Genomic DNA, 13,483 nt, shown 5'->3' with positions numbered 1-13,483 from the left:
TGGCGTGAAAAACGGGCGCAGGTTTCAGCCCGCGCCCGCATATCCTCACATCAACCTGCTGGCAGCAGGTCAGGAACAGGCTCAGATAATCTTATCGAGAGTAATCGGTAAGTCGCGTACCCGCTTGCCGGTGGCATGGAACACCGCATTACTGATCGCTGCCGCAACGCCCACGATACCCAGCTCACCCACGGCTTTACCGCCCATGGTGGTCGCCTCAAAATCGGGCTCGCCAACATTGATGGTGGTAATGCTCGGGATGTCTCCGTTAACCGGCACCAGATAGTCCGCCAGGTTGTTGTTGATCACCCGTCCATTACGTGGATCGACGATACCCTCTTCCATCAGCGCCTGACCGACGCCCATGATCATGCCGCCAATCCACTGGCTGCGCGCCAGTTTAGGGTTGTAGAGACGACCGCTGTCGAGCGCCGCCACCATCCGTTTGACGCGGATAGTGCCGAAATCTTCATCGACCCGCACTTCGACAAACTGCGCGCTCCAGCTGTGGGCCGAGAATTTTTCAGGACGGCTCATGTCATTAAGGTTGCGCACCATCTTGTCACGTTCGCTCTGTGACAGATCGTCCGGGAACGTGCCGCCTTTCACCGTCAGACTCTCCGCCGGTGCCAGGGTCGCCAGCCGGGCAAAGGAAACCGCCAGAGTGCTGCGCAGATTATGCTGAACCCCGTCGCCTTTCAGCGTGAGCTGCGATGCCGGGGTGCCATTCAGTGGCGACTGTGGCAGCTCGCTGGCGAGTTTCAGCAGCTGGTCGCGCATTCGTCTGGCGGTATCGTTCACCGCCGCGGTCACGTTGCCCGCCAGCTGCGATCCACCTGCGACACCGGCACGCGGCAGCTCGGTATCACCCAGCTGAACCTCGATGGAGGTGGAGGCGACGCCCAGAATGTCGGCAGCGGTCTGCGCCAGGATGGTGTAGGTTCCGGTGCCGATATCCGCACCGGCGCACTGCACCACAAATTTACCCTGTGGCGTCAGGATGATTTTTGCTTCAGCCGGCAGTTTGTTGACCGGATAGGTGCCGGAGGCCATGCCCCAGCCAATCAGTTCACGCCCTTCGCGCATCGACCGGGGCGTCATAATGCGCTTATCCCAGCCAAAGGCTTCAGCCCCTTTCTGATAGGCTTCTTTCAGCCGACGCGAACTCCAGGGCAGATCGAGCTGATAATCTTTGTCTGCCCAGTTGCGCAGACGCAGTTCCAGCGGATCGATATTCAGGGCATAAGCCATCTCATCCATCGCCACCTCCAGACCAAAGGCGCTGGGGTTTTCGCCTGGCGCACGCATCCAGCCTGGCGTCACAGTATTGATTGGCCTGACCTGATGCTGGGCGGAGACGTTACCCACCGCATACATGCGGGCGGTGACTTTGCTGCAGTTCTCAGCAAACACATCGATTAATGACGTTTCACTGAAGCTGCGCTGGATAATTGCCTGGATCTTGCCGTCACGCGAGGCACCCAGCTCCAGCTGCTGCGAGGTGGCGGGACGTCCGCCCAGACCGGTAAAAGTTTGCGGTCGGGTCAGCGATACTTTGATCGGACGCTTTAGCGCCCGCGACGCCACACTGGCCAGCGCGACGTGGGTGTAAGGCACCGGCTTTGACCCAAATCCCCCGCCGACATACGGCGAAATAATCCGCACATCTTCAACGTCAATGCCCATCCACTCGGCGATTTCCACCTGCGCGCCTGCCACCCACTGACTCGGCTCCCAGACGGTAATGCGCCCATCCTGCCACTCAGCGACACAGGCGTGCGGCTCCATCGGCATGTTGTATTCGCGCGGCGTGGTATAGCGCTGGCTCAGACGCACTTCCGCCTGCTGCATCGCCGCCTGCGCATCGCCCATATCGATATCCTGTTTCGATACCGGTTTCGGTTCAACACCCTCATCGGTGGCAAAAATCAGTGCAGGCGAGGTTTCATAGTCGATCTCCACCAGCGAGGCGGCATACGTCGCCTGCTCAAACGTCTCTGCCACCACCAGACCGATGTTCTGGCCGTTGTGAATAATCACATCGTCCTGAATCGGGGTGTAGGTTGACTGCGCCGCGCCGCCGTCTGCAATCGCAGTGGGTTTGTTAATTTTCAGGGTATTCAGATGGGTATAAACCGCCACCACCCCCGAAGCCTGCTGCGCCTTTTCCGTCGACATCCGGCAGATACGGCCGCTGGCAACAGTAGACTGGATCACCACGCCATAAAGCGGATTTTCCGGCTGATGTTCAACCGCATACCGCGCCTCACCGGTGACTTTTACTTTGCCGTCACCCCGCGAGCGAGCGGCACCCAGCCCTTCAATCGGATCGGTGGTTTCAGGATCCACCGTGGCTGTATCACTGGCACTGGCGCTTTGCATACTCAGACCCAGGCTGCCCGCTGCTGAGATCGCCGCCGTCGCCTTCAGTAACTCCCGACGCGCTTTGTCATTTACATCACTCATGCGGTTTCTCCTGCTGCCATCAGCGCACGTGCAATCACACGCGGCGCCAGTTTTACTTTGTAGACGTTGTGGGTCAGCGCCTGCGTCTCGTGAGTAATCAATTCTGCCGCCTGGAAGACCGTCTCTTCATTGAACGGCTGGCCCTCCAGCGCCTGCTCCACAGACCTGACCCGCCAGGGTTTGGTGGCGACGCCGCCCAGGGCAATATGCACCTGACGCATCACGCCGTTCTCCAGCGTGAAACCTGCGGCCGCGCTGGCTGCAGCAAACTCATAAGAGCTGCGGTCACGGACTTTAAGGTAGTGTGAATGTCGCAGTGACTCGGTTTGCGGCACGTCAATGGCCACAATGATTTCGTCATCGCGGAGATCGTGCTCACGGTCAGGTGTGTCACCCGGCAGCAGGAAGAAATCATCAATCGCGATGCGGCGGATTTCGCCGTGCTGATTCTGCAGGACCACGATGGCGTCAAACGCCACCAGCGCCACCGCCAGATCGCCGGGATAGACTGCAATGCAGCTATCGCTGGCACCCAGAATGGCATGATTGCTGTTAACGCCATCCCGCGCGGCACAGCCGGAACCCGGATTGCGTTTGTTGCAGGCGGAAAAGGTCGCCGGGTCACGGTAATAGGCGCAACGGGTACGCTGGCGTAAATTACCGCCCAGTGTCGCCATATTACGAAGCTGTGGTGACGCGGCCTGCCACAGACTGCCATAGATGGCTGGCGCGTTCTGCTGGCAGGCGGGATGATCGGCCAGCTGGCTCATGGTGACCAGCGCGCCGGCCGTGATCTTATCGTCGTCAAACTGCAGGTTTTTAAGCCCGGTCAATCCATTGATGCCGATGAGCTGCGGCGGCGTGAAGACCCCACACTTCATCAGATCGAGCTGTGTGGTGCCACCCGCCAGAAACTGGCTGCCAGACTGCTGTTTAAGGGTTGCGGCTTCCTCAGGCGACTGCGCGACTTTCCAGCTGAATTCATTCATACGGACTCCTTCGCCATCTCTGCTGCGGCCTGTTTTATCGCATCGACGATGTGCGGATATGCTCCACAGCGGCAAAGGTTGCCGCTCATATATTCACGGATCTCATCGTCCGAACCGGCGTGGCCCTCTTTGATACAGGCCACTGCGGACATAATCTGACCCGGCGTGCAGTAGCCACACTGGAAGGCGTCATTCTCCATAAAGCAGCGCTGCACCGGGTGCAGTTCACCTTCGGTGGAGGCTAGTCCTTCAATGCTGGTCACTTCAGCGCCGTCCGCCTGGGCCGCCAGCGTCAGGCAACTCAGCACCCGCTGACCATTAATGAGCACGGTGCAGGCACCGCACTGCCCCTGATCGCACCCTTTTTTGGTGCCAGTCAGGTTAAGATGCTCACGCAGCGCGTCGAGCAGGGTGACGCGCGGATCGACCTGCATCTGCTGCGACTGGCCATTAACCTGCATTGTTAGCGATATTTTTTCCGACATTGTCTGCTTCCCATTGTTGGGGGCTAAAAGATGTAATTTTTTATAGGTTTGTTTCTGACGGGGTTCGAATCGGGGGAAAATTGTGATAACCCTAATCTTTACGCGCGTATCTCTGCTTTAAGGTTTAGCAGCTTTTTGAGGATTTGGTGGCAGATGCGGGTAAAAGTCAGCGTTATCTGAAGCGCAGAGTAAGTTGAATCGTGCTGAATGCATGTTCAAATCCCTCTCATGGCATTGATTTTATTGTCTTTATTTAAATGTATGTTTATCTCTGCCGTTCATAAGGTTTATCTATCCGCCTCATTAATTCTGCCGTGAAGTGTGCCCCCTGAGAGGCTATCCTGGTTTTCATAGCAGATCGGAAAGCGAAGCCGCAGGTAACGTCGATAAATCGGCCTTTCCGGCAGAGATAACCGATCAAACAGGTCAGAGGGTCTATGCTGAAAGAAAATTTTAACGATTTGATCTATCTGGTGGTGGTGGCAGAAGAGCGCAGTTTCACCCGGGTGGCGGCAAAGCTGGGTGTGTCGCAGTCGGCGCTGAGCCACGCGATTCGCGCTCTTGAAGAGCGTCTCAGCGTCCGGTTGCTAACGCGCACGACACGCAGCGTTGCCCCGACAGAAGCGGGTGAGCGGCTTATCACTACCCTCGCCCCGCTGTTCAGCGAAATCGAGTCTGAGCTGGTCAATGTCGCTGACAGCCAGGGTAAAATCTCTGGCACCATTCGTATCACCGCAGGCGAACATGCGCTGAGCTCCACACTCTGGCCGCTGCTTAAACCCTTTCTGCAACGCTACCCCGATGTCAATGTTGAAGTGTCGGTGGATAACAGCCTGACCGATATTGTCAGCGGCCGTTTCGATGCGGGCGTGAGGCTGGGTGAGCAGGTTGAAAAGGATATGGTGGCGGTGCGCATCGGGCCTGACTGGAATATGTGCGTGGTGGCAGCGAGCAGCTATTTTGATCAGCACGGCAGACCTGAGACTCCCTATGATTTACAGCAGCATAACTGCATCAACCTGCGGCTGCCCACGCTGGGTGGCCTTTATAACTGGGAGTTTATGCGTGATGGCAAGGAGATCAGAGTCAAAACGCAGGGTCAGTTAGTTTTTAATCATCTCGCGTCGCGCATTGATGCGGCACTGAGCGGGATGGGGATCTGCTATGTACCGCAGGATAGCGTAGCGGAACACCTTAAAAGTGGCCGTCTGGTTCAGGTGCTGGCTGACTGGTGTGAGCCTTTTCCGGGATATTATCTTTACTATCCCAGCCGCAGGCAGCACACCAGTGCCTTTGCGCTTTTGATTGATGCGGTGCGCTATCGCGGCTGAGCTACAGTCGCGATAGCCAGTCAGCTGGCATTAAGCCGCTGACGTTCCAGTTGCCGGGTTTTGCGGCCTGAAATCACCATCGCCACGATAAACACCAGTGCAAACAGCACCACGATCGTGGGGGCTGGCGCGCTGTCGATAAAGAACGAGAGATAAACGCCGCTTAGCGACACCAGCACCGACACGACGACCGACACCAGCAGCGCATGAGAGAAACGCCGGGTGAGCAGAACCGCGATAGCACCGGGCGCGATCAGCAGGGAAATCGACAGGATAATTCCCACTGCTTTCAGCGTCGCCACAATGGTCAGCGAGACCATGCAGAGCAGCCCGTAATGCAGCCAGCGTGCGGGTAAGCCAGAGACCTGCGCCTGCTGCGGATCAAAACTGAACAGCATAAAATCACGCCATTTCACCGCAATGACCACGACGATCAGCGCTGCGATAAGCGATGTCTGAATAATGTCAGCGCCTGTAATGCCGAGCATGTCACCAAACAGAATGTGATCAAGATGCACCTCAGGTTTCACGGCGATATAGAGGATCAATCCCACCGCGAACATGCCGGAAAAGACGATCCCCAGCACCGTGTCCTGTTTGATGCGACTGTTGTCCTGCAGAAATCCGCTGGCAACGGCACAGAACAGACCCGCAACAAATGCGCCCACAGCCAGCGGCAGCCCTGCCATCCAGGCGAGCACGATGCCGGGGAACACCGCATGACTCATGGCATCGCCCATCAGCGCCCAGCCTTTCAGCACCAGAAAGACCGACAGCAACGCACAGGGGATCGCCACCACCAGCGCAATCAGCAACGCGCTGTTCATAAAAGCGAACTGGAAAGGTTCAAAAATCCACATCAGCCAGGCTCCTTTACGGGACGATGGCGGCCACGACGCCGGTTAGCCAGCAAGCCATGTTTTGGCGCAAAGACAAACGCCAGCAGGAACAGCAACGTCTGCGCCACCACGATGATGCCGCCCGTTGCGCCATCCAGGTAGTAACTCGCCCACGCACCGAGAAAACTGGTGATACTGCCAATCGCTACGGCAATCATCAGCAGACGCGGGAAGCGATCGGTGAGCATCCAGGCGGTCGCGCCTGGCGTCACCACCAGACAGATCACCAGAAATGCACCGACGGTTTGCAGCGCCGCCACGGTTGAGACTGCCAGCAGGGTAAAGAAGAGAACTTTCAGTCGTTCAGGGCGCAGTCCGATGGCGCGCGCGTGATTCTCATCAAAGAAGGTGACCATCAGATCCTTCCACTTAAACAGCAGAATGAAGATCGACAGCCCGCCAATCAGCGCCAACTGGAGTATATCCGCAGGTGCAATCGCCAGAATATTGCCGAGCACAATGGTCTGAATGTTTACCGCTGTCGGATTGAGCGACACCATAAACAGACCCAGACCAAAGAAGGAGGAGAAGATCAGGCCGATGATTGCATCTTCTTTTAAGCGGGTGCGCTGATTGAGTAACAGCATACTGCCCGCCGCCAGCCCGCCTGAGAGAAACGCGCCCAGCGCAAAGGGCAGTCCCAGCATGTAAGCACCCGCCACGCCCGGCACGATGGAGTGCGACAGTGCATCGCCAATCAGCGACCAGCCTTTGAGCATCAGATAGCAGGAGAGAAACGCGCACAGGCCGCCGACCATGGCGGAGACCCACATCGCGTTGAGCATGTAGTGATAACCAAAAGGCTCCAGTAACAGTTCCATGGTCAGTTCCCGTCTTCAGGTGCCGTACGTGGCGCAATAAAAGGCCGCTCATCGTCGGTGATAATCTGATCGTCCAGCCCTTTCACCATCACATGACGCAGCACCCCACTGAACGCGCGCTCAAGATTAGCCGCGGTAAAGGTGGTACGGGTCGGGCCGCTGGCCAGAATGGTGCCTTTGACCATCACGGTGTAATCGCAGAACGCCGTGACCGAACCCAGATTATGCGTTGAGACCAGCATGGTCTTGCCTTCATCACGCAGCTCACCCAGCAGGCTGATGATTCTGGCCTCAGTCTGAACGTCCACGCCGGTAAACGGCTCATCCAGCAGGATAATGCTGCCCTGCTGGGCAATGGCGCGCGCCAGAAATACCCTTTTCTTCTGTCCGCCGGAGAGCTCACCGATTTGACGATGGCGGTAATCCAGCATATCGACCCGCGCCAGCGCCTCACTGACAATCTGCTGGTCGTGCGGTTTGGGTCGACGCAGCAGGCCCATATGACCGTAGCGACCCATCATCACCACATCGTCCACCAGCACCGGAAAAGACCAGTCCACTTCTTCCGACTGCGGCACATAAGCGACCAGACTCTGACGCAGCGCTTCACGGGTTGGCATGCCGAGCACCGAGATGCTGCCGCTGGCGAGCCGGACAAACCCCATCAGCGCTTTGAACAGGGTGGACTTGCCGGAGCCATTCACTCCCACCAACGCCGCAATCGATCCACCCGGCACGCTGAAGCTGGCATCATGCAACGCGGTGTGACCGTTGCGATAGGTCACGGTCACATCGGAAACAACGATAGTGTCTGTCATTGCGCTTTCTCTCCCGCTTTGATGCCCTGCGCCAGCGTCTGGGTAGTGACTCTGAGCAGATCCAGATAGGTCGGCACCGGTCCCTGAGCGTTGCTTAATGAGTCGACGTAAAGCACCCCACCGTAATGCGCACCCGTTTCCCGCGCGACCTGACGGGCTGGCTTATCCGACACAGTACTTTCACTGAACACCGCCGGAATAGCATTTTTCTTCACCTGGTCGATCACTTTTCTCACCTGTTGCGGCGTGCCCTGCTGGTCCGCATTTACAGGCCACAGGTAGAGTTCTTTCATGCCCAGGTCGCGAGCCAGATAAGAGAATGCGCCTTCGCTGGTCACCATCCAGCGTTTATCCTCCGGGATGTCGGCAATCTGCTGGCGAAGCGGATCCAGCGCGGTGGTGATTTTTTGCTTATAGGCGGCTGCGTTCTGACGATAGGTTTCCGCATGCGCCGGGTCATATTTCACCAGCGCATCGCGAATGTTATCGACATAGATCAGTGCGTTGTCCGGTGACATCCAGGCGTGCGGATTCGGTTTACCGTTATAAGGCCCCTCGCCAATACCAATCGGTTTTACCCCGGCAGAGACAATCACTTCAGGTACCCCATCCAGATGCTGATAAAAACGCTCAAACCAGCGTTCGAGATTAAGCCCGTTCGCCATAATTAACTGCGCACCCTGCGCACGTTTGATATCGCCGGGCGTCGGCTGATATTCGTGTATTTCAGCACCCGGTTTGGTAATGGAAGTCACTTCAGCCGCATCGCCCGCCACGTTCTTTACCATGTCAGCGATTACCGTAAACGTCGTCACGACCTTAAATTTTTCTGCTGCATAGCTGCTGGTCGCCATCAGGGTTGTCAGCAGCGCACTCAGTAGCAGGATGGTTATTTTTCTTATCGGGACCATAAGGTGATCTCCAGAGGTGATTAAAAACAGAACATAATTAGCATAGGCTATTTTTTATAGCACAGGCTATACCTTTGTGACAGCGCGGGCTTGTGAAGTTTTTTCAGCATCCGGTGCCGAATGTGAAGTTTTGTAAATGAATAGTTTTAATTATTGATATATAAGAAGTTAATTTCAATGATGGGCGGTTTATGGAAAGCGTGAGGTAGAGTTATAACCGGGTTTTACGCCCTTCTTATACCCAGCTGGGTAAACTGCAAAAGCGATAACAGGGTTACAATGAGACCATCCTGACGGTACAATCAATTGAACAGCGTTCTGTAATCTGGCGGCTCTCGCCTGACACGCACAGCAGAGCAACAATTAAAATAATCTTATTGCCAGGCTGAATTGATTAAGCTTCGTAAATTTTTTTGCTACAGTTAATGTTACTTACCGCAATCACCCAGGAGGATAATTTGTATTTTTCCAGCGACGAAAAAGCGAATGTCATCATTGGCGAAGCCGCAATGAACCTGTTTAATGCCGGTCAGGAAGTGAATGTTGAATTGCTGATTAATGAGCTAAAGGTCATGGCTAACTCTGAAGTTAATGAGAATCGCCTTGAGCAGATGCAGCATGCGCTTCAATGGCTGATGGGGTTCAAAACCATTGGTTCTCGCAGCACCGCTCCGGCGAACTGGCTTTCCAAAACTTTTGGCAAAGAGCCCGCGGCTCCCGTCTCTGCTGATGACATCTTCTTTAAACACTAACCCGGATGTGCCGTTCCGCGCCGGCCTTAATATTCAGGTCGGAGCGTCGGTGGAGTGTTAATGATACAAGAATCTGGTACAATTTTTACCTCTCTACAAACTCCTCGTAACACCCTGTTTTAAAAGCCATAGCATTTTTTGCACAAAAAAAATTAATCCAAAAATCCAAAATTCTGTACAAGTTTTGGAAAGATGTATAACTTGCGCATCCAGAGTGCATACATTTAAACCACCTGAGGACAACAACATGCGTCAGAACGGACAAGCCCCGGAAACGATCAGCGATATTGCCCGTTACTTCAATCAGGCCAGCTCACCGTCGCAACAGGAGACGCTGGGTTCGGTTGTAGTGGAAATTCTGCGCGCTGGTCATACCCTTAGCCGGAAAACGATTTGCAGCAAACTGTTAAGTCGTCTTGAACTGGCTGCGACGCCAGAAGAAGAGAGCCATCTGCATGAACTCATTGCGATGCTTTTTCGTCGCGACGAGTAGTGCCCTCTCACGGTCGTACGTTATTCAGGACGCCTGCTTTCAGCCATCATCCAGGAAGATCTAACGTAGTAATAAGCCCAGTACTGCTTCCCGTATCAGGTGTGCTAAGTCGCACCCGCTGACGCATACGGACCCGCAGCATGGCCATTGATTCGCAATCAGAGAAGCCAGTATGTACAGAAGTGAAGATGAGAAACTGACAGATGTCATGATCGGCGAAGCCGTTCTGACATTACTCAAGTCAGACAAACCGGTATCCAGTAATGCCTTAATCGCACAGCTCGAACAGATGGCTGCTGATGCTGATGACGACATGAAAGTGTCAGTGATCCGCAAAGCCATCACTGAAGTCCGTAATGGCATGGTTGCCGCACGCAAACGCGTGCAGGGTGACGGCGCCGAACGTGATAACACGGCTCATCGTATGAACAGTGATGGCCCGCCTGAGGGTTCGAAAAAGCATTAATTGAGCCTACTGCGTACCTGATACATGCGGCTAATTTTAAGCGAAACGGCAGACCTGAACAGAATTTTAAAGCAGGATGGGCAAAACGAAAACAGCGGCTACACTCGTTTTTGACTTCAACCATTGCATCTGACTCATTTTCCTCAGAGAAAAAATCATGCAGCATTCATCATCAGATTCTTCAATCATTGACTACTTCCGCAGCGCAGGCGATCAGCTTGCTCCGGAAACTGAACTGCTGGGCGCAGTGATTCGTGACATTGTTGCTGATCAGGGACGTGTAACCAATAAAGCGATCATCCTCTATCTGATCGCTGAACTGGAATGCACTTCAGATGTTGTCAGGCTGGATGTGTTACGCAAAACGCTGGAAATCGTCGTTGGCCGCACGCCAGACGATACCGGCATCTGATACGCCATCCTGCGTTACCTCTGGTAACGCAGGATCCCCTGCCTGCCCCGCCCGCTTTTGTTACTTTCCATCACTTTCGCTGTATACCCGATATGCCACACAGAAATTATCCGATATAACCATTCTTCTGCAGATTAATGATGTGTCAGGGATTTTATCCCGGCGATAACGCTTTTTTGCAAGCATACCTGATGATAATCATTCAGGCTTAATAAGATCTGCCAATGAAATGACATACTTCTTTATCTGACGTCCGCTACCCATATTGAATAATCAACAGAAGGATCTGACTGACATTTTTAATGTAGTCATCAACCGTCTCACTGAATAAAAAACAAACGACCGAACCACAGAAAAAACCAGCTTAATGTCTGCCTGCATGATTTAGTGTCTCTTATTCCCGCCGAGGTGAAAAGAGGCAGCAGGGCAGCTATCTGGTCACAGTCTGGGATAACGCCCGACATCAGCCTTAATGCATCTTGCGGGTGAAAAAGCTTATCGCTTCCTGGCACAATGCTTTCAGCCTGCTGTCGCGCGTCTCTTCGCTCAGGCGAAACAGCGCGTCCGTAATGTCGTGAAAATGAACCGGCTCTCCCGCCTTGATCAAATCACTGACTACCGCACCAACCAGCGCACGGATTTCATTATCGTTGTCGTACTTCACACGACCTCCCGATGGTGTATGCATATACAGTCTATCATTAGCGGGAGCCAAAAAACAAAAAAGACGTTAAGCGGGAAATATAAACGAAGCGGCAGAAAGGTTATTAAATATACAGCCTCAGAATATTATCTGGCTTTATTTTCACCCGGTGCAGCCCTGAAGCTATAAATAGCCAAAACGGGGGTAGCAACCGCTGTAATCTATTTTTGCCCGTGTATGATGATAGTCGGGTATTTATATATCGGGGAAACAGACTCCCGGCTGAATGTGTTATAAACACTTTTACAACTCACTGTTTGTTGCGATAACCTGCGCGGCAACTTTCCCGGCCTGATATGTTCTGACCAGCCTTCCTCAAATGATCATCAGACAATGGCCAGCAGTATGATAAAACTAACGTCATCCTCTGGTGTCACGAGCAGCACATGGCTAAATTTACTCTGAAACAGATTGCGGCCCAGTCGGGACTCAGTCTGGCAACCATTGACCGGGCCCTGCATCAGCGCGGCAACGTGCATGCCACGACCCAGCACCGAATTCAGCAGGCGATAGCGGACCTGGAGCTGATGCAAAAAGCGGGGCTCGCCAGGGGAAGAACGATCTACTTCGACGTCATCATGCATACACCTGACCGCTTCCAGCCACTGATCCGTGAGGCGTTCAGCAGTCAGATTGCCAGTTTTACTGCCTTTAAACTTCAGCTGCGTTTCCACTTCGGCGCGAATTTTACTGCGGAGGCGATTAACGCGCTGCTGAATAAAAAGGCGTTGCATAGTCACGGCGTCATTCTTAAGGCAGCCTGTTCCGGTGAACTTAATCCCACCCTTGAATCCCTGCTGAAACAACGCGTTCCGGTGGTCACCATGATGAGCGACCTGCCCGGCAGCGCGCGCCTGCGCTATATCGGCATGGATAATTTTGATGCCGGTAAAGTGGCGGCTTTTCTGATGTCTAAATGGCTGCGGGTGAGTCGTTCGCATATTGTGGCAGTGACCGGCAGTCACGATTTCATTGGCGAACAGGAGAGAATTCAGGGGTTTCAGCGAGCGATGCAGGAGTTTGCGCCCCAGCATCAGGTGAGCGTGGTGGCAGGCGGTTATGGCATTGACGCCCGAATGCAGCGGTCGGTAACACAGTTTTTGCAGAGCCATCCGGATGCAGATGCGGTCTACACCGTCGGTGGGGGCAATCCCGGCATACTGCGCGCTTTTGCCGAACAAAAACGAACGGTTAACGCTTTTATTGGTCACGATCTCGATCGTGAAAATCGTGCACTGCTGCAGGCCGGTAAAATTGATGCCTTGATCGAGCATAATTTACAGCTTGATGCGCTGCACGCCTTCAGAACGCTGCTGGCGTTTCATGGATTTTTGCCCGCCTCAGAACCGGCCGCGCCCTACTCCAAAATCAACATCATCACCCGTTACAACATGACAGCCTGAAAAACTGTCAGGCAATTAATGAACCCGGCTCATAACCGTTTGCCGACTGAGCGGGCTAATCACTCTCTGGCTTGCCGGTTACACTGCGTATCAGACGTTAACAACAGGAGTGAGTCATGAAAATTATCGCCAACGGATCGCTGCCTTCGCGTAAAGGGCCTGCTGAATATTTTACCGGCACGGTACGTATTGATGCGCCATTCCAGGCAACCGAACCCGCCCGAGTGGGTGGCGCAACGGTGACGTTTGAACCCGGTGCCCGTACCGCATGGCATACCCATCCACTCGGGCAAACCCTGATAGTCACGCATGGCCAGGGCTGGATTCAGTGTGAGGGTGAAGCCATTCAGGTGATGAACACCGGTGATATTGTCTGGATCCCGGAAAACGTGAAGCACTGGCACGGGGCAACGCCGGATAACGCCATGACGCATATTGCTATCGCTGAGTCACTGAACGGCTCGCCAGTGGACTGGCTGGAGCAGGTCAGCGATCAGCAGTATCAGCGTTAAACCCGCAGCGGGCATTCTGTCG

At 54.2% G+C, this 13,483-nt stretch carries 15 protein-coding genes; 7 read left to right on the top strand and 8 right to left on the bottom strand.

Annotated elements, in window-relative coordinates; translation table 11 throughout:
• Positions 1 to 81: 81 nt before the first annotated feature.
• The 3 genes from AC0T7J_RS22630 to AC0T7J_RS22620 are packed head-to-tail and all read right to left on the bottom strand — an operon-like array spanning position 82 to position 3,940.
• Positions 82 to 2,466, bottom strand: a complete 2,385-nt coding sequence (locus tag AC0T7J_RS22630) for a xanthine dehydrogenase family protein molybdopterin-binding subunit (protein ID WP_473797324.1) — start codon at positions 2,464 to 2,466, stop codon at positions 82 to 84.
• The gene (locus AC0T7J_RS22625; protein ID WP_473797321.1) at positions 2,463 to 3,455 is read right to left on the bottom strand and encodes an FAD binding domain-containing protein; all 993 of its coding nucleotides are present in this window, start codon (positions 3,453 to 3,455) and stop codon (positions 2,463 to 2,465) included. Before AC0T7J_RS22625 ends, AC0T7J_RS22630 begins: the two co-directional genes overlap by 4 nt.
• Positions 3,452 to 3,940 (bottom strand): (2Fe-2S)-binding protein, encoded by a 489-nt coding sequence (locus tag AC0T7J_RS22620; protein WP_473797318.1) that lies wholly within the window; start codon positions 3,938 to 3,940, stop codon positions 3,452 to 3,454. The genes AC0T7J_RS22625 and AC0T7J_RS22620 overlap by 4 nt, the downstream gene beginning before the upstream one ends.
• Positions 3,941 to 4,377: 437 nt before the next feature.
• Between AC0T7J_RS22620 and AC0T7J_RS22615 the strand changes: the two genes are divergently transcribed.
• A complete protein-coding gene (locus AC0T7J_RS22615; RefSeq protein ID WP_473797316.1) occupies positions 4,378 to 5,271 on the top strand; it encodes a LysR family transcriptional regulator in 894 nt (297 codons plus the stop codon).
• Positions 5,272 to 5,291: 20 nt separating this feature from the next.
• On the opposite strand, the gene AC0T7J_RS22610 is transcribed toward AC0T7J_RS22615, so the two are convergent.
• Genes AC0T7J_RS22610 through AC0T7J_RS22595 form a run of 4 tightly spaced genes read right to left on the bottom strand, consistent with a single transcriptional unit; the run spans position 5,292 to position 8,720 of the window.
• On the bottom strand, positions 5,292 to 6,131 hold the full coding sequence (locus tag AC0T7J_RS22610; RefSeq protein ID WP_473797313.1) for a metal ABC transporter permease: 840 nt from the start codon (positions 6,129 to 6,131) through the stop codon (positions 5,292 to 5,294).
• Positions 6,131 to 6,991, bottom strand: coding sequence for an iron/manganese ABC transporter permease subunit SitC (gene sitC, locus AC0T7J_RS22605; protein ID WP_473797310.1), 861 nt, complete (start codon positions 6,989 to 6,991; stop codon positions 6,131 to 6,133). Before sitC ends, AC0T7J_RS22610 begins: the two co-directional genes overlap by 1 nt.
• Positions 6,992 to 6,993: 2 nt before the next feature.
• Complete coding sequence (locus AC0T7J_RS22600) at positions 6,994 to 7,809, bottom strand: manganese/iron ABC transporter ATP-binding protein (protein ID WP_473797307.1); 816 nt, start codon at positions 7,807 to 7,809, stop codon at positions 6,994 to 6,996.
• The gene (locus AC0T7J_RS22595; protein ID WP_473797305.1) at positions 7,806 to 8,720 is read right to left on the bottom strand and encodes a metal ABC transporter substrate-binding protein; all 915 of its coding nucleotides are present in this window, start codon (positions 8,718 to 8,720) and stop codon (positions 7,806 to 7,808) included. The genes AC0T7J_RS22600 and AC0T7J_RS22595 overlap by 4 nt, the downstream gene beginning before the upstream one ends.
• 458 nt (positions 8,721 to 9,178) lie before the next feature.
• Here AC0T7J_RS22595 and AC0T7J_RS22590 point away from each other — a divergent pair, with 458 nt between their 5' ends.
• The 4 genes from AC0T7J_RS22590 to AC0T7J_RS22575 all read left to right on the top strand — a co-directional run bounded on the left by AC0T7J_RS22590 (position 9,179) and on the right by AC0T7J_RS22575 (position 10,843).
• A complete protein-coding gene (locus AC0T7J_RS22590; RefSeq protein ID WP_473797302.1) occupies positions 9,179 to 9,472 on the top strand; it encodes a hypothetical protein in 294 nt (97 codons plus the stop codon).
• A 247-nt stretch (positions 9,473 to 9,719) separates the two neighbouring features.
• The gene (ycgZ, locus tag AC0T7J_RS22585; RefSeq protein ID WP_473797299.1) at positions 9,720 to 9,965 is read left to right on the top strand and encodes a regulatory protein YcgZ; all 246 of its coding nucleotides are present in this window, start codon (positions 9,720 to 9,722) and stop codon (positions 9,963 to 9,965) included.
• A gap of 172 nt (positions 9,966 to 10,137) precedes the next feature.
• A complete protein-coding gene (locus tag AC0T7J_RS22580; RefSeq protein ID WP_473797296.1) occupies positions 10,138 to 10,431 on the top strand; it encodes a hypothetical protein in 294 nt (97 codons plus the stop codon).
• 157 nt (positions 10,432 to 10,588) lie between these two features.
• Positions 10,589 to 10,843: a biofilm/acid-resistance regulator YmgB/AriR gene (locus tag AC0T7J_RS22575; RefSeq protein ID WP_010246887.1), complete on the top strand. Its 255-nt coding sequence runs from the start codon at positions 10,589 to 10,591 to the stop codon at positions 10,841 to 10,843.
• Positions 10,844 to 11,312: 469 nt separating this feature from the next.
• Here the strand turns inward: AC0T7J_RS22575 and AC0T7J_RS22570 are convergent, their stop codons facing one another.
• The gene (locus AC0T7J_RS22570; protein ID WP_010246886.1) at positions 11,313 to 11,507 is read right to left on the bottom strand and encodes a hypothetical protein; all 195 of its coding nucleotides are present in this window, start codon (positions 11,505 to 11,507) and stop codon (positions 11,313 to 11,315) included.
• A gap of 425 nt (positions 11,508 to 11,932) precedes the next feature.
• On the opposite strand from AC0T7J_RS22570, the gene AC0T7J_RS22565 reads away from it, so the two are divergent.
• Positions 11,933 to 12,949, top strand: coding sequence for a substrate-binding domain-containing protein (locus tag AC0T7J_RS22565; RefSeq protein ID WP_473797293.1), 1,017 nt, complete (start codon positions 11,933 to 11,935; stop codon positions 12,947 to 12,949).
• A gap of 116 nt (positions 12,950 to 13,065) precedes the next feature.
• Positions 13,066 to 13,461, top strand: a complete 396-nt coding sequence (locus AC0T7J_RS22560; protein WP_010246880.1) for a (R)-mandelonitrile lyase — start codon at positions 13,066 to 13,068, stop codon at positions 13,459 to 13,461.
• The last annotated feature ends 22 nt before the right edge of the window (positions 13,462 to 13,483 follow it).

Source organism: Pantoea sp. E956-1 (assembly GCF_982223955.1).
Note: the sequence above shows the minus strand (reverse complement) of the source record. Positions and strands in the feature narration are given on the sequence as shown.